The organism is uncultured Maribacter sp., from assembly GCF_947496775.1.
Taxonomy (GTDB): domain Bacteria; phylum Bacteroidota; class Bacteroidia; order Flavobacteriales; family Flavobacteriaceae; genus Maribacter_B.
The window spans coordinates 84228-106627 of record NZ_CANMDU010000007.1 but is presented as its reverse complement, the minus strand read 5'-3'; the positions used below and the strand labels follow the sequence as shown (position 1 = coordinate 106627).

The window sequence follows — 22400 nt, the reverse complement described above, 5'->3', positions numbered from 1 at the left end:
CTACAAGATATTTAATTTAAAACGAATGAAGGATTTCGCTAATAAGTTTACCTTCATAAAGTCGGAAACTCGTATTCTTGCATCCATTATTTTGTGAGAAGGTGTAGTTTCTAATTTTCGAAGAAGTTTTAAATAATACCTGTAAGCAGTATAAACGCCAAATCTAGATTCTAACGGTAATCTTACTACTCCTTTATAGGCCTCTTTAAAATCTTCCTTAATTTCAGATATTATTAGTTTCTTATCATCAGGAGATAAGTTTTTTAAATTTATATTGGGAAAGTAAGAACGATTTAAAACCTCATAATCTTCTTTAATGTCTCTTAAGAAGTTTACTTTTTGAAAGGCCGAACCTAAGCGCATAGCAGGTTCTTTTAATAGTTCATATTTTTCCGTATTACCATTGGTAAAAACTTTTAAACACATTAGGCCAACTACATCTGCAGAGCCGTATATATAGGTTTCGTAATCTTCTTGAGTACTATAGTTTGTCTTGTGCAAATCTGCTCGCATGCTTTTTAAAAACGATTGTATTAAAGCATCTTCAATGTTGTACTTTTTTACAGTTTCCTGAAAGGAATGTAATATAGGATTTAGACTTATATTGTTTTTAAAAGCTTGATAATAACTCTTTTCAAAATCGTTAAGCAATTCCTCTTGATTATATGTAACAAAGCTATCTACTATTTCATCTGCAAACCGCACAAAACCATAAATGCTATAGATTGCTCTTCTAATTTTTGGGGATAGCATTCGTACAGCAGATGAAAAAGAGGTGCTATATTGTTGTGTTACTATTTTGCTACAAGAAAACGATAACTGTGTATAGATATTTTTCATGATTACAATTTTTTTAAGATTAAGTTAGCTGCTATTTTTCCTGAAATTAATGCAGGAGGAACTCCTGGTCCTGGAACTGTAAGTTGCCCAGTAAAGTATAAGTTATCTACTTTTTTGCTTTTAATTTTTGGTCTTAAAAATGCAGTTTGTAGTAAGGTGTTTGCTAAGCCATACGCATTACCTTTATACGAGTTGTATTCTTTTATAAAATCGTTTACGCAAAAGGATTCTTTAAATATAATGCTACTTTTTACTTCTTGATTTGTAACTTTTTCTAATCTGTCTATTATTTTGTTAAAGTATAATTCTCTTATTTCAGTTGTGTCTTTTATACCTGGAGCTAATGGAATTAGAAAGGTTGCGGCTTCATTATTTGTTGGCGCTAAAGTGTCATCTGTTTTACTTGGAAAACTGGCATAAAATAAAGGATTATTTGGCCAAGCGGGTTGGTCGTATATAGTTTCAGCATGTTTTTCGAAATCACAATCAAAAAATAACGTATGATGTGATACATTTTTTAGTGGTTTATCCAGGGCAACGTAAAATAGTAAAGAGGACGGGGCAAAGGTTCGGTTGGCCCAGTATTTTTCGGAATACTGTCTATATTCTTTTGGTAAGAGCGTTTCGGTATGGTGATAATCTGCTCCACTGAGTACTATTTCAGTTTCTATAAAGTTGCCATTTACAGATATCCCTTTTATTTTTTTATTTTCAACAATAATGGAGTTTACATTGGCATTGGTATGGAATTCCACGCCTAATGATTTTGCTAAACTTACTGTTCCTTCTATGACTTTATACATGCCACCTTTAGGATGCCATGTGCCAAGACCAAAATCGGCATAATTCATAAAATTGTAAAATGCAGGAGTGTTGCTAGGTTTTGCCCCTAAGAATAATACTGGAAACTCAAGAATTTTTATTAGTTTTTCGCTTTTAATTCTTTTTCTAACCTGATTTTTAATAGTAGATAAAAATTGGTTTGCTCTTACTATAGTTTTTGGTGTAATTAATTCAAGAGGAGAAACTCCTGGCCTGTATACTAGTTCTTTTATTGCCGTTTCGTAGTTTTTTTGCGCAGAAAGCAAGAATTCTTTTAGGTGAATAGAACTTCCAGGCTCCTCTCTCTCAAACATCTCGTATATCTCATTTATATCGCCTGATATAGTTTTGAAATCTTCTTTGGAAAAATAGACTTGGTATGCTGGATTAAGCTTGTTTATTTGATAAAAGTCTATAGGCGTTTTATTAAAATCTGAAAAGAAACGTTCAAATACATCGGGCATCCAATACCATGTAGGACCTATATCGAATATAAATCCATCTTTTTTTAATTGACGAGCTCTACCCCCTAAAGTCCCATTTTTTTCTAATACAATTACCTTATGACCTGCCTGGGCTAGGTAGCATGATGCAGATAGTGAAGAAAAACCTGAGCCTATTATATATATAGTTTTATTCATATTGTTTAACTAAAATAGTAAAAAGTTAAACAAAAATACCGTTTTACTATAATTTTTCTAAAACATCGGTGGTTTGGGAGAAAATTTTAATGTTTTTAAAAGCGTTTTTAGGATTGGTTCCTAGTGCTTTTTTGCCGATTACCCATAATTCGTTACCACTATTTTTCATTATCTTGGAAAATTCGGTGTAATAAGGAACTATTTTATCCTCTGAAGGCTCCACAATGAAATAAGATATAAAGCAAATAGAATTAAATACATTTTGAAGGTCCTTTAAATTTTTAAGAGGAACGCTTTGCCCTAAATATACAGAATGCAAGCCCCTAAGTTTAAGTTCATAGTTTAAATAAAGAAGCCCTAGTTCGTGTATTTCATTCTCTGGTAAATACAGAACATAAACTTTTTTATTACTGGTGGGTTTAAAATTTATACGTTCTGTATTGACTTGTATTTTTTGAGAAATTAAATTACTAATAAAATGCTCATGAGCGGGGGTTAGTGATTTGGTTTGCCATAGTAAACCAATAAAATTTAATAAGGGAACAAAAGTATCTTTAAATATTTCTTGAAATGTTTTTTTAGTTAATAACTCTGCATATACCTTATTGAATAGATTTTGATCAAAATTGTACATGGCTATCTTGAGCGAATTTATCGCATCGTCATCTACGTTATTTAACAACGCAATTTCTCTTGCTTTTAAGACAATTTCATCATTTGTTAGCGCTGCAATTTTAGAAATTTTGTAATTATTATTATTTAATAGAATGACATTTAAAAGTTTTTGAAGATTTTCTTGGTCGTAAAATCTGGAGTTTCCTTTTGTTCTGCTTGGGGTTAATAAGTCGTACCTTTTTTCCCATATACGAATGGTATGGGCTTTTACCCCGGAGATATTTTCTAGGTCTTTTATGGAGAATTTAGTTTTAATATTGTTCAATATAATGCTATTTTCTTTAGACAAATCTAACAATAAAAAAATATAAGTACCAAGCGAGGGATTTTATTTTGAAAATTTTGGATTAAAAGGCTTGTTGCAAAGAAAAAGCCCTAAGCAAAGAATAATGCTTAGGGCTTTGTAAAAATGTATAACTTATCTTATCCTTTTAAAGAGGCTTTTAAGAATTCACGATTCATGCGTGCTATGTTTTCTAAAGAAATTCCTTTAGGGCATTCAATTTCACAAGCTCCAGTATTGGTGCAATTGCCGAATCCTTCTAAATCCATTTGAGCAACCATGTTCTTAACCCGATCAACAGCTTCAACTTGCCCTTGTGGTAATAGTGCATACTGGGATACTTTGGCTCCAACAAATAGCATAGCGGATGAGTTTTTACAAGTAGCTACACAAGCACCACAGCCTATACAGGTTGCTGCATCCATAGCTTCATCTGCCGCGTGCTTAGATATTGGAAGCGAATTGGCGTCTTGCGTATTACCAGAAGTGTTTACAGAAATATATGCACCAGCCTGTTGTATACGCTCAAAAGACATGCGGTCTACTACTAAATCTTTAATTACAGGAAAGGCTTTTGCTCTCCATGGCTCAATAGTTATGGTATCGCCATCTTTAAACATACGCATGTGTAATTGGCAAGTTGTAACACCCCTATCCGGACCATGAGCTTCTCCATTAATATACATGGAGCACATACCGCAAATACCCTCACGGCAATCGTGATCAAATGCTATTGGCTCATCTCCTGAGTTTACGAGTTGTTCGTTAAGAACATCCATCATTTCTAAGAAAGACATGTGTTCTGAGATATCGGTAACTTTATAGTCTACCATTTGACCCTTAGTTTTCGAGTCTTTTTGTCTCCAAATTTTAAGCGTTAAATTCATAGTCTTTCTTATTTGTATGAACGTTGTTTTAGTTCAATATCGTTAAATTCTAACTCTTCTTTATGTAAGATTGCGTCTGCTGGTTCTCCTTTGTATTCCCATGCAGAAACAAAAGCAAAGTCTTTATCGTTACGTTTTGCTTCACCCTTTTGAGGGCCATCTGTTTCAGCAGATTCTTCTCTAAAGTGACCTCCGCAAGATTCTTCTCTTACAAGAGCATCTTTAGCAAACAGCTCTCCTAATTCTAAGAAATCTGCAACGCGGCCAGCTTTTTCTAGTTCTAAATTCATTTCGTTTCCAGAACCCGGTACTTTAACCTCTTTCCAGAATTCTTCGCGAATAGCTTTAATCTCTGCCATTGCTTCAGTTAAACCTTTAGCATTACGAGACATTCCTACTTTTTCCCACATAACTTTTCCAAGCCTTTTATGGAAGTGATCTACGGATTTTGTTCCGTCATTATTAAGGAAAAAGTCAATTTTATCTTTTACAGCTTTTTCTACTTCATCAAACTCAGGAGTATCTGTTGGTATTTTTCCTGTTCTAATATCATCAGATAAATAATCTCCAATCGTATAGGGAAGAACAAAATAACCGTCTGCCAAGCCTTGCATTAATGCTGAGGCTCCTAATCTATTTGCTCCATGGTCAGAGAAGTTTGCCTCACCAATACAGTATAAGCCAGGTACTGTAGTCATTAAATTATAATCTACCCATACACCACCCATTGTGTAGTGAGTTGCAGGGTATATCATCATAGGAGTTTTATACGGATTTTCATCTACAATCTTCTCGTACATTTGAAATAGGTTACCATATTTGGCTTCTACTATTGCTTGTCCTAGTTCGTATACTTTGGCTTCTGATGGGTTCGAAATACCTTGTATTTTGGCTTGCTCTTTTCCATAGCGGTTAATTGCAGCTGCAAAATCTAAGTATACGGCTTCCCCAGTGGCATTAACACCAAAACCAGCATCACAACGTTCTTTTGCTGCTCTAGAAGCAACATCACGAGGAACCAAATTACCAAATGCAGGATACCTGCGTTCTAGATAATAGTCTCTATCGGCTTCAGCGATTTGCGTTGGTTTTAATTTCCCCTGTTGAATAGCTTTAGCATCTTCTATTTTAGCAGGAACCCAAATTCTACCATCGTTACGAAGAGACTCTGACATCAATGTTAATTTAGATTGATAATCTCCTGAACGAGGAATACAAGTTGGGTGAATTTGTGTATAACAAGGATTTGCAAAGAAAGCACCCTTTTTATGAATTTTCCATGCTGCTGTTGCGTTGGATCCCATAGCATTGGTAGATAAGAAATATACATTTCCATAACCACCTGTGCCAATTACTACAGCATGCGCTGAATGTCTTTCAATTTCACCAGTAATTAAATTACGAGTAATTATACCTCTTGCTTTTCCGTCAACAAGAACTACATCCAACATTTCATGACGATTGAACATTTCGATTTTACCACGTGCAATTTGTCTATTCATTGCAGAATAGGCACCTAACAATAATTGTTGTCCTGTTTGGCCTTTAGCGTAAAAAGTTCTGGATACTAATACACCACCAAAAGAACGGTTGTCTAAAAGGCCGCCATAATCACGAGCAAAAGGAACTCCTTGCGCGACACACTGATCAATAATATTTGCGGATACTTCTGCTAAACGATAGACGTTAGCTTCGCGTGAGCGGTAATCCCCACCTTTTACCGTATCATAAAACAGTCTATATGTAGAATCGCCATCACCTTGATAATTCTTCGCAGCATTAATTCCTCCTTGTGCAGCAATGGAATGCGCACGTCTTGGAGAATCTTGATACGCAAATGCTTTTACGTTATAACCTAATTCTGCTAAAGTGGCAGCAGCAGAACCTCCTGCTAAACCAGTACCAACAACAATAACATCGATGTTACGCTTATTAGCGGGGTTTACTAAGTTGATATGATCTTTATAATTGCTCCATTTATCTTTAATGGGGCCTTTAGGTACTTTAGAATCTAATACAGACATAGAATTGTATTATTAATGATTAAAATGATGAAAAAGAGCTATTATAATAAATACTAGCGGAATTAAGATAGCATATGCTTTTCCAAACCCTTTTAAACCTTTTGTGTATTTGTTGTTTGCTCCAAGTGATTGGAAAGCCGAATCAAAGCCATGTAGTAAATGCAAGGCTAAGAAAACAAAACCTATGCAATATAAAGCGACACGCCAAATAGGAATAAATTTAAGTTGTAATTCATGATAATATCTAAAAGATCCCTCATGAAGACCACTCATATCTCCAACAATATATTTTGTGTTAATTTCTGGAATCCAAAAATCCAAAAAGTGTATTACTAAGAAAATCAATATAAATAAACCGCTGTAAATCATATTTCTACTCATCCAAGTAGAATTTGCAGCACCATTATTTTTTGCATAAGAAACAACTCTTGCAGATCTATTTTTGGCCTCTAAAATGAAACCCATAACAAAATGAAAAACAACGCCTATCATTAATATCGGCTGCATTAAAAACTGAATTAACGGGTTAGTACCCATAAAATGTGACGCTTGGTTAAAAGCGTCTTCGCTAAAAAGGGACACGGCATTTAAAGCAACATGCATTATTAAAAAAAACATTAAGAAAAATGCGGAAAGTGCCATTGCGTACTTTCGGCCGATCGAAGATGTGAAAAATCCACTCATTGGTTCATTATTTTATACAAATTTACTGCACAAAGGATTCATTGCCAAACTTTGTTTTGTTTACCTCCGTATTTATACTTAGTAAAAATAAGGCATTTTAAAATTGTTTTAAGCAAAAGTCAATGTCTTATATATAAAGGGATAAAAATCTACAAAAACGATTTCGTAAGGCTTTTACTTTTTTAGAGTAAAAATATTTTTTGTTGATTTTAGTTCTAAATTTTAACCGATATTACGTACTTAATTATAAAACCTATAAATTGATATTATGGATATCGGACTTTTATCTGTTAGTATGAATGTATATTCTACCATGAGAATAGCAGAAGAAGCAAAAAATTTAGGGCATTATGTAGAGCAGATAGATCATACTAAATGTGCTGTTAAACTAGGAAGCGGAAAACCTCAAATCTATTATCAAGGAGATAATATAACTAGTCACTTTCAAGCAATTATTCCAAGAATAGGAACTAAAGTTACTAAACATGGTTCGGCTATTGTAAAACAATTTGAAATGAACGGGGTGTTTAGTACAGCTCGTTCTTTGAGTATTACTAGAGCCAGAAATAAAGTGAGAACACTTCAGATTATGGCAAGAAAAGGTATTCCTATACCCGAAACTCTCTTTTCTATAAACCCAGATAACATAGAAGAGCAGATTGAAATATTAGGGGGAATGCCAGTAATAATAAAATTACAAGAAGGAACACAGGGTTTAGGTGTAATTTTAGCGGAAACTAAAAAATCTGCAAAATCAATTATAGACACTTTTTATAAGATGAATACGAGTATTCTTATCCAAAAATATATAGAAGAATCTAATGGTGAAGATATTCGTTTATTTGTTGTAGGGAATAGAGTAGTAGCTAGTATAAAACGCACGAGTGCTCCTGATGAATTTAGGTCTAACGTACATCGTGGTGGAGCGGCGGAGCAAATAGAGCCAACAAAAATGGAATTAAACATGGCTTTAAATGCTACAAAGCATATGGGTCTAGGGGTAGCTGGAGTAGATATTATTAGATCAAAAAAGGGCCCTCTTTTAATAGAAGTAAACGCATCACCAGGATTGCAAGGAATAGAAGAGGCAACCGGAATTAATATTGCCAAGGAGATTATAAAATTTGTAGAAAAGAATGGTAGACGAACAAGAAAATAAAGATATAATTGTTGGAGGGCAAAAAGTTTCTCCGGGAGAAGATAAATTACTCAAAATTAATATTGATCGTTTACCAACTGGGACCTTAATAGATATTCCTGTTTATGTCTACAATGCAAAACAACCAGGGCCAACTTTATTGGTACAAGGGGGGCTACATGGCGATGAGATAAACGGAATGGAGATTGTTCGTAAAATGATGCAAGAACAATTATTTAATGTGGAGAGGGGAGCAGTAATTGCTGTTCCCATTTTAAACGTTTTTGGTTTTATTCATTTTTCTAGAGATGTTCCAGATGGGAAAGATGTTAATCGTAGTTTTCCGGGGTCTAAATCTGGTTCTATGGCTAGTAGAATTGCTTATCATTATATTACAGAAATTTTATCTCAAATAGATTTTGGTATTGACTTACATACTGGTGGAGCCCAGCGGCATAATTATCCGCAGATACGATATACTATAGAAGACCATAGGAGTAAAGAGATGGCTACTATTTTTAATGCACCTTTTATTTTTCCTTCTAAACTCATTAAAGGGTCTTTTAGAAATGCAGCATACAAAATGGGTAAGCCAACCATTGTTTTTGAAGCAGGAGAAAGTATGCGTTTCGATAATTACTCTATTTTAGAAGGAATGCAAGGCGTATTGAATGTAATAAAGCATTTAGGAATGGTTAAAAATATAGAGTCTACATTTATTGAAAGACAAACATCTATTGCATTAACAGGAAGAAAATGGCTGCGTGCACCTACTGCGGGAATGTTTATTCCTCAGGTGTTAAATGGCTCTAAAATTAAAAAAGGTCAAAATTTGGGGGTCATTACAGATGCCATTGCACTTAAAACCAAAAATATTAAAGCTCCTTATAATGGTTTTGTAATTGCACTAAATTTTCAAGCTGTGGTTAATCAAGGAGATGCTTTATTTCATGTTGGACAAGGAAAATAGAAGAGAAATTCCTTACTATTTTTAATTTGTAGTTGAAGAATTACCAACTGAATGGTTTGTTTAATAAGAAAAGAGTTGTTTTGTTTTGGATATTTTTACCGATTATCGACTCTTTATAAAAGAATATCTATAAGATTATTATAAATGATCGGTATAGTAAGAATAAAAACCAACTATTGGGTTGGTTTTTATTTTTTGTAGTGAAAAAGAGTTATTTGCTAATATCTTCTAGTTGAATAGAAAGTGCTTTAGTAGAAAGTTGTACTTCTATTAAACTTAGAGTTAAAGAAATCATTAAAGCTAATAAACTAATTCCAAAAACAATATTAGCAACCATAGTACTTTCAATATATATTAGGAACATAGTTATAACCGCCAGCAAGAAACTTATTATAGCAATTGCCTGCATGCTTTTTATAATAGATAAACGTTTTCTTAATTGTTTTACTTGTAACTCTAAAGCAGAAGATTCTGTTTCCTTAAGTTTTTGATGTAATTGCCTTATTAAAGCCGCTATTGCTAGATATCTTGCATTGTACGCCAACATCGTTAAAGATATAGCGGGGAATAGTAGTGCAGGAATACTTAGGCTAAGTTCCATTACTTATAATTTACTAAATGGCCTACTACTTGTCTTAGTCTCAGATGGGAAATCTTCTGGAATTTCTTGCGTAACTTCTCCAGTAGCAGCCCATTCCGCTCCTCTTAAAAATGTGGTCATAAATCCAACACATTCTATAGAATAATCGGCATGGCCCATAATACTATGAAAAATACGTCCTTTACCGTAATTAAGTACCATAAGTGCAGGTTCATGACGCCCTGTTCCTTTATTTTCTTTATCGGAATATGCTGTTGCCAAAATAGTCATATTTTCTGCAGGGCCTCTAAGGCTATTATACAATTCATCTTCTGTGTGCATCCACTTTGTAGGTAATCCTTTTGTTATGGGGTGATTCGTATCTCTTATTTGTACTTGGTACGGGCTTTTAGGTCCATGAGCACCTCCTTTACCAGGAGTAGAGTCTCTAATTAATTTTCCTTCATCATTATAATACACATATGGCCCATCTTTTTCTGTTCGGTTGCCCCAACCTCCTAAACCAATCATTTGGTTATAAGCCAACCATTCGGGGAAAGAGTTGTCCGCAGCATGAAAAACCACTAAGCCACCACCATTTTTAATGAATTCTTCGAAAGATTTTTTTGTTTTTTCTGGTAGGGAAGCAGCATTCCAACCAAAATTACAAACAACCAAATCGTATTTAGAAAAATCAGGGGCAAAATTTGGATCCATTTTTGGTTTTTCTAAAGCCTCCGTTTTGGTTAGACTATCAATTATAAATTGTGGAATGTGCTTTTCTCCTTTCCAAGTATATGCTGTCCTATTTAAATCTACAGAAAACAATGTTGTTGTTTCCATATACTCCTTTAACATGTAGCTTATTTTGGGCCATTGATCATGATTATTTTGACCATCAATAATTAAGGTATTTATAATGGGTTTATCATTGCTTTGGCAAGAAACATTCGAGAAACAAAATAACACGAAAAGTAGAAATAGATTTTTAATAGAATTCATGAATTTTTTTTAGAAAGGTAATATTTTATAATCAAATAGATTTAATCTGTTGCTATTCCAAAATACGTCCAATGTACGTCTTGGTCAAAAGGGTTACTTTGGGAATGTAATTCTCCAGGTTCAATGGTAATACAATCCCCAGCTAGTAGTACAAAGCGCTTATTGTTAACAGTAAATTCAGCTTTTCCAGAGGTAATATGAAAAACCTCGAACATAGTGTCGTGTTTATGCGTTTCTACATTTTGGCCAGGTTTAAAAATAGCAGAGCCGAACATCATAAGTTTTGGAATTTCATTTTTTTCTATAAAAACTTTTTTCTTAATATCCGGGTTGTGAGAAACACCTAACTCTGGTAACTCTGTTGTTTTTACAATTTTCATTTTTTATTACACTTATTCTATTTCAAAAATAACTTCTTGTTTTTCTTTTTTACTTTCCAGTATAAGTTTATATTTTCCTTTAGGTAAATATGTTTTGCCATTCTTAGCTTTTTTAAGCTCTTTTTTGTTTTTTTTCAGGTATTTAGATTTACCGGCTTTAGAGAAAGTTAGGTCAAAAGAAAGAATATTGTATCCAATATCTGCATTGATTTCTGTTTCGTTTACGACTACATCATCTGCAGATAACACTTTAGTATTGTAAGTTTCTTTTTTAGAGGAGTAAAAAGTTATATCCATTCCTGGAGTTGTTGCTTCCCCCCATAAACTCCATGAATTGCCCCAGTTTTTTGAGTGTTTAATAGTGTCTATTTGGAATATAGTTAAGGCTTCTCTTTTTATGGTATCTGAATATAATTGTAATTGGGCAATATCTGTTTTATAGATACTTCTACCATGTGTGCCAATTAATAAATGTTTGGCTTCGGGTTGTATTACTAAATCATGTACAGCAACATTCGGCATTCCATTTTGCATAATTTGCCAGGAAGCTCCTTTGTTTAAAGAAACATATAAACCATTATCGGTACCTAAAAACAATAAATTTTCATTTTCAGTATCTTCTAAAATAATGTTTACCGCTCCAAGAGGGAGATCCTTGGCAATGTTTTTCCATGTAACACCATAATCATCACTTAAATAAACGTAAGGAGTAAAATCGTCGTTCCTATACCCATTTAAAGTTACGTAAACACGTTCTTTTTTATGTTTAGAAGCGGCTATTCTACTTACCCATAGGTTTTGTGGTAAAGTACTAGAGATATTAGACCAGCTTCCGCCTCCGTCATTGGTATACTGAATAAAGCCATCATCACTACCAGTATACAGTAGGCCAAATTTAAACGGCGATTCAGAAATGGTGGTAAGTGTACCGTAAGCGACATTTCCTTTCTTTCCACCTTTTGTTAAATCTTTTGAGATAGTTTCCCAATTATCCCCTTTGTTTAAAGAACGATGTAGCTTATTGCTTCCTAAATATATAATATCTTGATTATGGGGTGAAAGTAAAATTGGGGTTTGCCAATTAAAACGATATGGTGTTTCTCCTAATTCGTGTTTTGGTTGAATATATGTTTTCTTTTTAGCATTCCTATCTATTCTGTAATAATTTCCAAATTGATATCCTGTATATACTATATTACAATTTCTATTATCTATTTGTACTTGCATCCCATCTCCACCCATAATAGATTTCCAAGGATATTCTCCAGTTTGATGCCACCTTGTGTCCATAGGAGCATTATGCGGCCCTGTCCAAACACCATTATCTTGTAAGCCTCCGTATACATGGTAGGGCTCTTGATTATCTACATTTATAGAATAAAATTGACCAACACTAACAGTGTTTAACTTAGTCCAGTTCTTTCCGTCATCATAGGTCAGGTTAAGTCCACCATCGTTACCATTTAATATGTGCCCTGATTTATTAGGGTTAATCCATAGCGCTTGGTGGTCGGCGTGCATATTTTTGCCATTTATTGCAAAATAAGTTTCTCCACCATTTTCTGAAGCAATTAAAGGAACACCAGTAAGGTATATTTTGTTCTGATTATTAGGGTCTATTCTAATTTCACCAAAATAATAACCGTAACTGTAGTATAAATCATCAATGAAATCTTTGTTTCTTTTTTTCCATGTTTTTCCTCCGTCGGTACTCAAATAAACTTCAGCTCCTATTACGGGAGTATCAAATAATAGAGAATTTGCAGTTTCTAAGTATTTTGCAACATCTGCTGGTTTGGCAACACCACTACGTACCAATTGTTTTACATTTTCTGCGCGGTATTTTTCTTGAAAATTATTAGTTTTAAGAAAGGCATTTAGCTTTTTGTCGTCTATTTTTAGGAAGTCTGCGATAGTCATGCTTTTAAAATCGTCCTTTTGTATCCCTTTTTTTTCTTTGGATTCTTTTTTTGAGGAGTCTCTTCTAAATTGATTGTCGTGTACTGCATAGATTGTATTTTCATTAAAGGCGGCTAAACCTATTCTGCCGACACCTTCTCCAGTAGGGAAACCACTTTGAGGAGTAGTTATTTTTTGCCAAGTTTCCCCTGCATCCGAACTTTTATATATTCCAGAGCCATTACCATTGCCCTTAAAATTCCATGCTTTTCTATCTTTTTGCCATGCAGAAGCATATATAATATTGAAATTTTTGGGAGCATGAGCCACATCTATAATTCCAGTATTTTCATTAATAAATAAGGTTTTTTTCCATGTTTTCCCACCGTCTATAGTTTTGTATATACCTCTTTCCTCATTTGGAGTATACAAATGCCCTGTAGCACCTATAATAACTTCATTAGGGTTGTTGGGATTAAGGACTATTTTACCAATATGGTGTGTGTCATTTAGACCCATATTAGCCCATGTTTTTCCTTTATCCAAAGATTTTAGAATACCGATGCCAGCATAAGAAGAACGCGAAGAATTATTTTCACCAGTACCAACCCAAATAACACCTGTTTTCCAATCCACTGCAATATCTCCAATGTTTTGCGTATTGGAATTATCCATTATTGGAGTAAAAGAGGCACCATTATTAATCGTATACCAAAGACCGCCTGAGGCATAAGCAACATAAAATTCTGAAGGATTTTCCGTATTTACATCTACATCTACTACACGACCGCTCATAACCGAAGGGCCTATATTTTTCAATGGAATATTCTTTACGAGAGAGGTTTTTTCTAGATTATTTTTAAGTATAAGACTTTGTTTTACTTCTTCAGAAGTGGTTGTGTTTTTTTGACCAAAAGTAAAAACAGAAAAAATAAGACTAAAAATACATATTAGTTTATTCATAATTTTATTTGAATAAGAATTTGAAACGGGAAGTTAGGAATAACTTTTACGGGTTAAAAATTTTTTTATGAACTCATAAAAGAGGTACAATGCTGTTAATCAGTATTTAATGAGCTATAAAATTGCTAATTTCATAATTTTGTTGTTAATTTATTGATAAATAATCAACTAAAACATATAAAAATGGAAGAGTATTTACCGTTAATTATTCAATTAGTTACAGGAGCTGTTGGTGGCAACGTAGCAGGAAAATTATTAAAGAATTTATCATTAGGAACTCTAGGAAACACTATTGCTGGTCTTTTAGGAGGTGGTATTGGTGGGCAAGTATTGGGAATGTTAGGATTGGGAGCAGGAGCAGCTTCTGGTATGGATGCATCCGCTGCCGTTGATGCTGCTGCTGGAGGAATGGATTTATCTAGTATTTTGGGTAGTGTAGCTGGTGGTGGTGTAGGCGGTGGTATAATCATGGCAATTATTGGAGTTGTTAAAAACATGATGTCTAAATAGAATAACCAACTATTAACTATAATTAAGGGGGCTTATTTTTTAAGCCCTTTTTTTGTTCAACAAATAGTTACTTCATATTTTAAAATATTCTTTACTCGATAATCGAGATTTAAATGCTCCGACGCTTGCGTCGAAATCAATGCTAATTTTCCTTCTAATGCCTCGTGGGCTTGCCCCGAGGTTGTTTACTAAAATTTGTACTATTTTTAAGCTTAACTATTTAAATGTAAAGAATATGAAGAAATGGGCACTTTTACTTGTACTTATTTTGGGAGTAGCATTTGTCTCCTTTACTAAAGATGACTCTGTATATGAAATTGGAAGAATAAGTACTCCAAAAGGAGAAATTTTTTTATGGTTGTATAATGAAACACCAAAACATAAAGCTAGTTTTATAGAATTAGCCAAGAAAGGCTATTGGGATTCATTGAGATTTAATCGTGTTATTCCAAATTTTGTAGCGCAAGGTGGTTGTCCGGATACTCCAGAGGGATTTACGGATTCGGAATATTTACTAGAACCAGAATTTAATGACAATCTTTTACACGAATATGGTGCATTAGGCGCTGGTAGAGATGGTAATCCCGATAAGCTTTCTGCACGCTGCCAATTTTATATAGTACAAAATAAAAAAGGGTTACATAGATTAGATGGCGATTATACTGTTTTTGGTAAAGTAATTAAAGGGATGAATGTGGTGGATGCAATAGTAGATGTAAAACGAGATTCTTTAGATGAACCTTTGATTCCAATAGCTTTAAATGTAGATATAATTAAATTAAACAAAAAGGAGTTAAAAGCCCTGAATTTTATAGTTCCATATGTAAAATAGGATAGGGTTTTACAGTTGCATCTAAATCCGAACACTTTATTATTTTAAATCCATAGTTTGTACGTTTTGTTTATTAACAGCCATTTTTTAAAGTATGTTGTAACAGGCATTTTTCATTACTTTTTATAGGATAAGATGGAAGAATAAATAACATTTCTAGGTTATTTTCTGCAACACTTAGAAAACCTATATTGTTATTTTCTATATTTCATATGCGTTTACATAATGAAAATGAAGATTTGTAAAGGTTTTTGGATTTTAACAATAAAAAAATTCTAAAGGGTGTACTTAGGAATTCTTAAATTTACATCAAATAGAATAGTATGAAGTACCAACAAATAAGTGCAAGCCTTTTTATAAAAAATAGAGCAAAATTTATGGCACAAATGAAGCCAAAAAGTATTGCTGTTTTTAACTCTAATGATGTTTATCCTATAAGTGCAGATAGTACATTACCTTTTGAGCAACATAGAGATATTTTTTATTTATCAGGAGCAGACCAGGAAGAGACTATATTGGTTTTATTTCCGGATGCATTAAATAAAGCATACAGGGAGGTTTTATTTGTTCGTGAGACCAATGCTCATATTGCAGTTTGGGAAGGGGAAAAATTGACTAAAGAAAAAGCAACAGAAGTATCAGGTATAGAATCTATTTATTGGCTTTCTGATTTTGATAAAGTTTTTTTTGATTTAATGACTGAGGCAGATATTATTTATTTTAATACCAATGAGCATTATCGCCAAGCTGTTGAAACGCAAACAAGAGAGGATAGATTTATAAAAAAATGTAAAGAGCAATTTCCTGCCCACCAATACGCAAAAAGTAATCCTATTTTACAAGAAATTAGAGGGGTAAAGGAGCCCGAAGAAATTACTCTAATGCAAACAGCTTGTAATATAACCGAAAAGGGATTCCGTCGTTTGTTGGGTTTTGTAAAACCTGGAGTTTGGGAGTATGAGATAGAGGCAGAATTACTTCATGAGTTTATACGGAACCGATCTAAAGGGTTTGCTTATACACCAATAATAGCTTCTGGAAACAATGCAAATGTACTACACTATATTGAGAACAATCAACAATGCCAAGATGGCGATTTAATCCTTATGGATGTTGCTGCGGAATATGCTAATTATTCTTCCGATTTAACTAGAACTATTCCTGTAAATGGAAAATTCACCTCAAGACAAAAAGCGGTCTATGAAGCAGTTTTAAGAGTTAAAAAAGAAGCTACCTCTATGTTGGTTCCAGGTACTATTTGGGCTGAATATCATAAAGAATGTGGAGAAATTATGACCTCGGAATTATTAGGTTTAGGCTTGTTAGATAAAGCAGATATTCAAAAAGAAGATAAAAAATGGCCGGCATATAAAAAGTATTTTATGCATGGAACCAGTCATCATATTGGTTTAAACACCCATGATTATGGATCTTTAAAAACTCCTATGAAAGCTAATATGGTTTTCACTGTAGAGCCAGGAATTTATATACCAGAGGAAAATATGGGAATTCGTATTGAGGACGATGTGGTTATTCAAGAAAAAGGAGCTCCATTTAATCTTATGGCGAACATTCCTATTGAAGTAGAAGAGATAGAGGATTTAATGCATCGTTAAAATTACGGCAAATAAGAATCTATTCTTGGGCCCCTCTTTTAATTAAGTTTGTAGTTATAAAACATAGCAAAGCAGGTAAAACCCAGCCCATACTATATTCTTGTAACGGTATCCAAGAAAATAAATCCTTATTAGGATTTAAAACCGGAATACTCCTCATAAAATCAGGAATACTAAAAAGAATAGTTGTTAGAACTACCACTTTAAATACAATGCCAGAAGCGTACTTTTCGGGAAGATTATTTAGTAAAATTAAAACAATGGTAATAGGGTAAATAAACATAAGAGCAGGTAATGCCACAGCTATAATGTATTCTACATTAAATTGCCCCATTACTATTCCTAATAAGCACCCTACCGTTGCTGTTATTACATAAGCTTGTTTAGAATTATTACATCTAGATTTTATAAAGTCAGCAGTACCTGTGACAATTCCTACTGCGGTTGTGAAACAGGCCAGACTAACTAGTGTACTTAGAAATAAATTTCCAACGGAACCAAGGCTTAATGTGGCTATTCCTGTTAAAAGAGAGGTTCTAGTTATTTCCATATCGAACGTATTATGTACTAAAGAGCCAGATAATACTAATCCCGTATATATTAAAAATAAAGCAAAACCTGCTATAGAGCCCGCCTTTTGTATTAAACTTTTTTTAGCTTCATAGGTAGCTTCTTTGTTTTTTATCTGGATAGATACTATAATTACGCCACCTACAACTACAGCTCCAATAGCATCAAAAGTCTGGTAGCCTTCTAAAACACCATCCGTAAACGGATTTATAAATAGGGTGTTGCCAAATGAGAAATCAAGAGAAAAAGTAAGTATACCAATAATTAGTATTAGAATAATAATAATCGCAGGGGTTAAAATCTTACCAATTATATTTAAAATTTTAGAGCGATTTACTACAAAAAGAAAAACCAATGTAAAATAGATAATACTGGTTAGTATCGGTGATGTTTTAAAAAAAGGAGCTATTGCCATTTCATGGGTAACAGATGCAGTTCTGGGAGAGGGTAAGCTTATAGATATTGCGTATATAATAAAGGAATAGGCTAGGCTAAATGTAGGAGACACCTTTTTTCCAAAATCGAAAATAGTGCCTTGTAATTTTGCGTGTGCCAGTATTCCTAATATCGGAATTACAACTGCAGAAATACAAAACCCTAAAGTGACTAAGCTCCAGAGGTTACCAGATTTAAAACCTAATAAAGGAGGTAATATTAAATTCCCTGCGCCAAAGAAAAGAGAAAACAAAGCAAAAGCGGTGATTAATACATCTTTGGGTCTATTCATGTTTTATTTATTCTATGGTAAGATAATAAAATAGGCTTCAAATTTTTTATGCAAAAACCTATTATATGATTTCGAATATGAATTTCATCTTATCTATTTGTTTTTTAACGACTTATATTTTATGTTTTTTATCGATATAAAAATACACTTTATCGAATTATTGGTTATTCATCGAAAAAATGAGAATTTTATTTGTTTTTGCCAATAAAAAGAAGACATACGCCGTTATCTCTTCACAATGTTTTAATTGACATTTTTTTGTACCAAAACCAAATTAAAAAACTTGTATTTATAGGTCCCCAAATCGCATAAGTACGCCTAAAAAAAACCTACATTATGAAAAAAGTTATATGCAATATTTTTGGACACCACTATTCCGTGTCTAAAAAAGTTACTTCACACATTAAAGAATACAAATGCATTCATTGCGGTAGAGAGGTTACAACAGATGTTAGCGGAAATTTATCTGCATTAACACCAGAATTACAGGATATAAATAACACATTAGAAGTTATTTATCAGAAAAGACACAGAGCTGCTGCACAGCAAGTAGCTTAACCTATGCTTTGGCGAGCGAATTCCAGCCCTGAGCGGTTAACGGAATTTTAGAATTATTCCTGGAGATTAAGAAAGCACCTTCATTCTCTTCTGTCGTATGCCCCACAACAGAAAAGTTAGGATTGCCCTTAATTTTTGGGAATTCTTTTTGGTCTATTGTAAAGAGTAATTCATAGTCCTCACCGCCACTTAATGCTACCGTTGTACTATCTAAATTAAACTCTTCACATGTAGAAATTACAGTTGGATCCAAAGGAATTTTATCTTCATATAAATTTACTCCTACCTTACTACTTTTGCATAAATGTAAAATTTCAGACGAAAGACCGTCGCTAATATCTATCATTGAAGTTGGTTTAACACCTAATTCTTTAAGTAATTCAGGAATGTCCTTACGAGCTTCAGGTTTTAATTGCCTTTCTACAATATAGGAGTATGGCTCCAAATCTGGTTGGTTGTTTGGGTTTACTTTAAAAACTTCTTTCTCTCTCTCTAAAATTTGTAATCCCATATAAGCGCCACCTAGATCTCCAGAGACCACTAATAAATCGTTTGGTTTAGCTCCTGTACGGTACGTAATATCTTCCTCATTTGCTTCTCCAATTGCGGTAATACTAATTAGCATACCTTTTGTAGAGGAAGTAGTGTCTCCGCCTATTAAGTCTATCTTATATTTTTCTGTAGCAGTTGTAATTCCTGCATATAATTCTTCTAAAGCTTCTAGTGGAAACCGGTTAGATACAGCAATAGAAACTGTAATTTGAGTAGCCTTTGCATTCATGGCATAAATATCAGATAAGTTTACCATTACTGCTTTATAGCCTAAGTGTTTTAAAGGCATATAACTAAGGTCAAAATGAACATTTTCTACAAGCAAATCTGTAGATACAACAACTTTTTTGTCTTTAAAATCTAATATAGCAGCATCATCTCCAATACCTTTTATTGTTGAGGTATGTGTAATTTTAAAATGCTTGGTTAAATGGTCTATTAATCCAAATTCACCTAAACTTTCCAAAGATGTTTTTTCTTGATTCTTATCTTCTAACATCTGGCAAAAATACTAATCCTATTATTATAAATATCTTTAACTTGTAAAAGAATTAAATTTCCAAATTATGAAAAGGACTATTTTAATTTTTGGATTAATATTTTTTATATGGTCTTGTTCCAAGAAAGATTCATCTAAGGATGAGGAAAACCTGGGATTAGAAACAGAATCCAAGCCCTGTGTAAATGGAATGGCTGGTATTTACCCTTGTAATGGATACGATTTGTTAGCGCGTTTGCCCCTATCCGATTTTAATGCAACAAAAGGAAATGATATATGGGGCTGGACAGATCCAGAAACAGCAAAGGAATACGCTATTTTTGGTGTAGATAACGGAGTTGTTTTTGTAGATATTACAGATACCGAAAATGCGCAATATATAGGCAAGTTACCTACTGCAACTACAGCTAGTACGTGGAGAGATGTTAAAGTGTATAAAAATTATACTTTTGTAGTATCCGAAGCTGAGAATCATGGTATGCAAATATTTGATTTAACGAAATTAAGATCAGTAACAAATGCTCCAGAGACTTTCGAGGCGGATGTACATTATAAAGGTTTTGGTAATGCTCATAATATTGTAATTAATGAAGATGTTGGCTATGCTTATGTTGTAGGAACACAACGTGATGATGCTTTTCTAGGGGGAGCTCATTTTATTAATATACAAGACCCAATGAACCCAATTGCTACAGGTGGTTATGCTGCTAGTGGGTATACACACGATGCACAGGTAGTAACTTATATGGGGCCAGATACAGATTATACAGGTAAAGAAATTTTTATAGGAGCTAATGAAAATCAAGTGGTTGTAGCGGATGTTACCGATAAATTAAATCCTGTGGAAATTTCAACAGTTCTTTATCCTAATATTGAATATACGCATCAAGGTTGGTTTACAGAAAATCAAAAATATTTTTTATTAGGTGATGAATTAGATGAAACTAAGCTTGGATTTAAATCTAGAACTTTAGTATTCGATTTTACGGATTTAGATAATCCTGTATTGTTTCATACCTATTTAGGAGAAAGCAGTGCCATTGATCATAATGGATATGTAAAAGGAGATTTGTTCTTTCTAGCCAATTACACTGCAGGAATTAGAGTTTTAGATATTTCAGGAATTAATACTAAAGCAATTAAGGAGGTGGGTTTTTTTGATACCTATCCAGCTCATAACAATGCAGATTTTAATGGTGTTTGGAGTGTGTACCCATATTTCAATAGCGGGAAGATAGTTATCGGCGATATTAATAGTGGATTATTTGTAGTTAAAAAATCGGATTAATGAAAAAGTATATCACTCTACTTTCTATGATATTTGTTTTGTTTTCTTGCTCTGGAGATTGGGAAAATGAGCCGAAAGAAAATAATGTAAAATTTTCAGGAGAAGTAGACTGGGTTAAAAATTATGGAGGTTCAGGAGAAGAAACTGCACAATCTATTATAAAAACTTTTGATGGAGGGTATGCTGTCCTTGGTTTTTCTAATAGTATAGATGGCGATTTAGAAGGGAAAACCTTGGAAGTAAATGATTATTGGCTTTTAAAGTTAGATGAGCTGGGGAATAAACAATGGAGTAAAACCTATGGTGGCAGTAAAGATGATAAGGGACAGAGTGTAAAACAGACCAAAGATGGTGGGTTTGTATTAACCGGCTACGCAATGAGCAATGATGGCGATGGTAGTAATAATGAAGGTTTTCATGATAATTGGATTGTTAAGATAGATGCTAATGGTACTTTGGAATGGGAAAAAAGTTATGGTTTTTCTGGACACGACCATTCTTATGATATATTAGAAACCCAAGACGGGGGCTTCTTTTTTGTAGGTTTTTTAGATATAACATTAGCTAGGTCAGACGGGTACACGGATAAGAGTAATTCTTTAACAAGGCATGGTGTTGGGGAGTTTTGGGGAACAAAAATCGATGCTTTAGGAAATATAGAATGGCGAAGGTACTTTGGAGGAACCAATAATGACAGAGCCCATGCTGTAGTACAGTCTAATGACGGAGGTTTTGTAATGGCTGGTTTTTCGGAGAGTACAGATTTCGATATAACTAACTCCAATGGCGGTTATGATTTTTGGGTATTAAAAATTAATAGTTCTGGAGAACTTCTTTGGCAAAATTCTTTCGGAGGGTCGGGAATAGAAATAGCATATGATATTGCAAAAACGACGGATAATGCCTATGTAATTACAGGGAATACGTTTAGTACCGATGGAGATGTGTCTATAAATAGTGGAGAGTCAGATGTTTGGTTGATAAAAGTTAGTGATACGGGAGAGTTAATCTGGGAAAAAACATTTGGAGGAGCTAGTTTTGATGCCGCGCGAGGTGTTACTACAGACAGTAATGGCGGATTTATCATTGTCGGAAACACCAAAAGTGCAAATCCTGATGCAAGTCTAAACGCAGGCCAAAATGATATTTGGCTTATAAAAACAGATGCGCAAGGAAAATTAACCTGGCAAAATTCCTTTGGAGGTGTAAATATTGATTTTGGTTTTGATGTAGTAGAAAACACCGATAAGAGCATTGTTTTAGTAGGAGAAACTTTAAGTTCAGATTTTTTAACTTCTCAGAGTAATGGAAAAACCGATGTTGTAATTATTAAAATTAAATAAGGAAAGACCTTTCTTTTCATGCGTTAGATAAAGAAAACTTATGTAGAGATATGTTTTATTAATGTAAGTTTTTAGGTTAAAACGCTACTTATAACATATATTTGTAAACTATTTAGA

At 33.5% G+C, this 22400-nt stretch carries 20 protein-coding genes; 8 read left to right on the top strand and 12 right to left on the bottom strand.

What is annotated here, in order from left to right:
• The 6 genes from Q0856_RS12305 to Q0856_RS12280 form a co-directional block, all read right to left on the bottom strand.
• Complete coding sequence (locus tag Q0856_RS12305) at positions 1-840, bottom strand: phytoene/squalene synthase family protein (RefSeq protein WP_298505411.1); 840 nt, start codon at positions 838-840, stop codon at positions 1-3.
• Between the two features lie 2 nt (positions 841-842).
• Entirely contained in the window at positions 843-2303 is a 1461-nt protein-coding gene (gene crtI / locus Q0856_RS12300; RefSeq protein WP_298505408.1) for a phytoene desaturase family protein, read from the bottom strand.
• A 46-nt stretch (positions 2304-2349) separates the two neighbouring features.
• Positions 2350-3243, bottom strand: coding sequence for a MerR family transcriptional regulator (locus Q0856_RS12295; protein ID WP_298505405.1), 894 nt, complete (start codon positions 3241-3243; stop codon positions 2350-2352).
• Between the two features lie 158 nt (positions 3244-3401).
• Positions 3402-4148, bottom strand: a complete 747-nt coding sequence (locus Q0856_RS12290; RefSeq protein WP_298474888.1) for a succinate dehydrogenase/fumarate reductase iron-sulfur subunit — start codon at positions 4146-4148, stop codon at positions 3402-3404.
• Positions 4149-4156: 8 nt separating this feature from the next.
• The gene (locus Q0856_RS12285) at positions 4157-6172 is read right to left on the bottom strand and encodes a fumarate reductase/succinate dehydrogenase flavoprotein subunit (protein WP_298505403.1); all 2016 of its coding nucleotides are present in this window, start codon (positions 6170-6172) and stop codon (positions 4157-4159) included.
• Positions 6173-6184: 12 nt separating this feature from the next.
• Positions 6185-6856 carry a succinate dehydrogenase cytochrome b subunit gene (locus Q0856_RS12280; protein WP_298474885.1) on the bottom strand — a complete coding sequence of 224 codons (672 nt, stop codon included), beginning with the start codon at positions 6854-6856 and terminating at the stop codon, positions 6185-6187.
• 268 nt (positions 6857-7124) lie between these two features.
• On the opposite strand from Q0856_RS12280, the gene Q0856_RS12275 reads away from it, so the two are divergent.
• Entirely contained in the window at positions 7125-8015 is an 891-nt protein-coding gene (locus Q0856_RS12275; RefSeq protein WP_298505400.1) for a RimK family alpha-L-glutamate ligase, read from the top strand.
• Complete coding sequence (locus Q0856_RS12270) at positions 7993-8964, top strand: succinylglutamate desuccinylase/aspartoacylase family protein (protein ID WP_298474881.1); 972 nt, start codon at positions 7993-7995, stop codon at positions 8962-8964. Before Q0856_RS12275 ends, Q0856_RS12270 begins: the two co-directional genes overlap by 23 nt.
• 211 nt (positions 8965-9175) lie before the next feature.
• Here Q0856_RS12270 and Q0856_RS12265 read toward each other — a convergent pair whose 3' ends face one another.
• The 4 genes from Q0856_RS12265 to Q0856_RS12250 are packed head-to-tail and all read right to left on the bottom strand — an operon-like array spanning position 9176 to position 13788.
• Positions 9176-9565 carry a DUF2721 domain-containing protein gene (locus Q0856_RS12265; protein WP_298505397.1) on the bottom strand — a complete coding sequence of 130 codons (390 nt, stop codon included), beginning with the start codon at positions 9563-9565 and terminating at the stop codon, positions 9176-9178.
• A gap of 3 nt (positions 9566-9568) precedes the next feature.
• Positions 9569-10546, bottom strand: a complete 978-nt coding sequence (locus tag Q0856_RS12260; RefSeq protein WP_298474877.1) for a ThuA domain-containing protein — start codon at positions 10544-10546, stop codon at positions 9569-9571.
• 41 nt (positions 10547-10587) lie between these two features.
• Complete coding sequence (locus Q0856_RS12255; protein ID WP_298474875.1) at positions 10588-10926, bottom strand: cupin domain-containing protein; 339 nt, start codon at positions 10924-10926, stop codon at positions 10588-10590.
• 12 nt (positions 10927-10938) lie between these two features.
• A complete protein-coding gene (locus Q0856_RS12250; RefSeq protein WP_298505395.1) occupies positions 10939-13788 on the bottom strand; it encodes a glycosyl hydrolase in 2850 nt (949 codons plus the stop codon).
• A gap of 183 nt (positions 13789-13971) precedes the next feature.
• Between Q0856_RS12250 and Q0856_RS12245 the strand changes: the two genes are divergently transcribed.
• From Q0856_RS12245 to Q0856_RS12235, 3 genes are all read left to right on the top strand, one after another.
• Positions 13972-14298, top strand: coding sequence for a hypothetical protein (locus Q0856_RS12245; RefSeq protein ID WP_298474871.1), 327 nt, complete (start codon positions 13972-13974; stop codon positions 14296-14298).
• 235 nt (positions 14299-14533) lie between these two features.
• Complete coding sequence (locus tag Q0856_RS12240; protein ID WP_298505392.1) at positions 14534-15130, top strand: peptidylprolyl isomerase; 597 nt, start codon at positions 14534-14536, stop codon at positions 15128-15130.
• Positions 15131-15453: 323 nt separating this feature from the next.
• Complete coding sequence (locus Q0856_RS12235) at positions 15454-16746, top strand: aminopeptidase P family protein (RefSeq protein WP_298474867.1); 1293 nt, start codon at positions 15454-15456, stop codon at positions 16744-16746.
• Positions 16747-16765: 19 nt separating this feature from the next.
• Here the strand turns inward: Q0856_RS12235 and brnQ are convergent, their stop codons facing one another.
• On the bottom strand, positions 16766-18043 hold the full coding sequence (gene brnQ, locus Q0856_RS12230; protein ID WP_298505389.1) for a branched-chain amino acid transport system II carrier protein: 1278 nt from the start codon (positions 18041-18043) through the stop codon (positions 16766-16768).
• Positions 18044-18379: 336 nt separating this feature from the next.
• Here brnQ and Q0856_RS12225 point away from each other — a divergent pair, with 336 nt between their 5' ends.
• On the top strand, positions 18380-18601 hold the full coding sequence (locus Q0856_RS12225; RefSeq protein WP_291869806.1) for a hypothetical protein: 222 nt from the start codon (positions 18380-18382) through the stop codon (positions 18599-18601).
• A 1-nt stretch (position 18602) separates the two neighbouring features.
• Here the strand turns inward: Q0856_RS12225 and thiL are convergent, their stop codons facing one another.
• Complete coding sequence (gene thiL, locus Q0856_RS12220; protein ID WP_298505386.1) at positions 18603-19652, bottom strand: thiamine-phosphate kinase; 1050 nt, start codon at positions 19650-19652, stop codon at positions 18603-18605.
• A gap of 67 nt (positions 19653-19719) precedes the next feature.
• Here thiL and Q0856_RS12215 point away from each other — a divergent pair, with 67 nt between their 5' ends.
• Together Q0856_RS12215 and Q0856_RS12210 are read left to right on the top strand one after the other, a co-directional pair.
• A complete protein-coding gene (locus Q0856_RS12215) occupies positions 19720-20940 on the top strand; it encodes a choice-of-anchor B family protein (RefSeq protein WP_298505383.1) in 1221 nt (406 codons plus the stop codon).
• Positions 20940-22283 (top strand): hypothetical protein, encoded by a 1344-nt coding sequence (locus Q0856_RS12210; RefSeq protein WP_298505381.1) that lies wholly within the window; start codon positions 20940-20942, stop codon positions 22281-22283. The genes Q0856_RS12215 and Q0856_RS12210 overlap by 1 nt, the downstream gene beginning before the upstream one ends.
• Positions 22284-22400: the final 117 nt, after the last annotated feature.

Bases quoted from the DNA above. Each gene is read 5' to 3' on its own strand.
- Q0856_RS12305 (WP_298505411.1), bottom strand. From the start codon at position 840: ATGAAAAATATCTATACACAGTTATCGTTTTCTTGTAGCAAAATAGTA.
- brnQ (WP_298505389.1), bottom strand. From the start codon at position 18,043: ATGAATAGACCCAAAGATGTATTAATCACCGCTTTTGCTTTGTTTTCT.
- Q0856_RS12235 (WP_298474867.1), top strand. From the start codon at position 15,454: ATGAAGTACCAACAAATAAGTGCAAGCCTTTTTATAAAAAATAGAGCA.
- Q0856_RS12250 (WP_298505395.1), bottom strand. From the start codon at position 13,788: ATGAATAAACTAATATGTATTTTTAGTCTTATTTTTTCTGTTTTTACT.
- crtI (WP_298505408.1), bottom strand. From the start codon at position 2,303: ATGAATAAAACTATATATATAATAGGCTCAGGTTTTTCTTCACTATCT.
- Q0856_RS12240 (WP_298505392.1), top strand. From the start codon at position 14,534: ATGAAGAAATGGGCACTTTTACTTGTACTTATTTTGGGAGTAGCATTT.
- Q0856_RS12215 (WP_298505383.1), top strand. From the start codon at position 19,720: ATGAAAAGGACTATTTTAATTTTTGGATTAATATTTTTTATATGGTCT.
- Q0856_RS12255 (WP_298474875.1), bottom strand. From the start codon at position 10,926: ATGAAAATTGTAAAAACAACAGAGTTACCAGAGTTAGGTGTTTCTCAC.
- Q0856_RS12265 (WP_298505397.1), bottom strand. From the start codon at position 9,565: ATGGAACTTAGCCTAAGTATTCCTGCACTACTATTCCCCGCTATATCT.
- Q0856_RS12290 (WP_298474888.1), bottom strand. From the start codon at position 4,148: ATGAATTTAACGCTTAAAATTTGGAGACAAAAAGACTCGAAAACTAAG.
- thiL (WP_298505386.1), bottom strand. From the start codon at position 19,652: ATGTTAGAAGATAAGAATCAAGAAAAAACATCTTTGGAAAGTTTAGGT.
- Q0856_RS12225 (WP_291869806.1), top strand. From the start codon at position 18,380: ATGAAAAAAGTTATATGCAATATTTTTGGACACCACTATTCCGTGTCT.
- Q0856_RS12245 (WP_298474871.1), top strand. From the start codon at position 13,972: ATGGAAGAGTATTTACCGTTAATTATTCAATTAGTTACAGGAGCTGTT.
- Q0856_RS12270 (WP_298474881.1), top strand. From the start codon at position 7,993: ATGGTAGACGAACAAGAAAATAAAGATATAATTGTTGGAGGGCAAAAA.
- Q0856_RS12275 (WP_298505400.1), top strand. From the start codon at position 7,125: ATGGATATCGGACTTTTATCTGTTAGTATGAATGTATATTCTACCATG.
- Q0856_RS12210 (WP_298505381.1), top strand. From the start codon at position 20,940: ATGAAAAAGTATATCACTCTACTTTCTATGATATTTGTTTTGTTTTCT.
- Q0856_RS12285 (WP_298505403.1), bottom strand. From the start codon at position 6,172: ATGTCTGTATTAGATTCTAAAGTACCTAAAGGCCCCATTAAAGATAAA.
- Q0856_RS12280 (WP_298474885.1), bottom strand. From the start codon at position 6,856: ATGAGTGGATTTTTCACATCTTCGATCGGCCGAAAGTACGCAATGGCA.
- Q0856_RS12260 (WP_298474877.1), bottom strand. From the start codon at position 10,546: ATGAATTCTATTAAAAATCTATTTCTACTTTTCGTGTTATTTTGTTTC.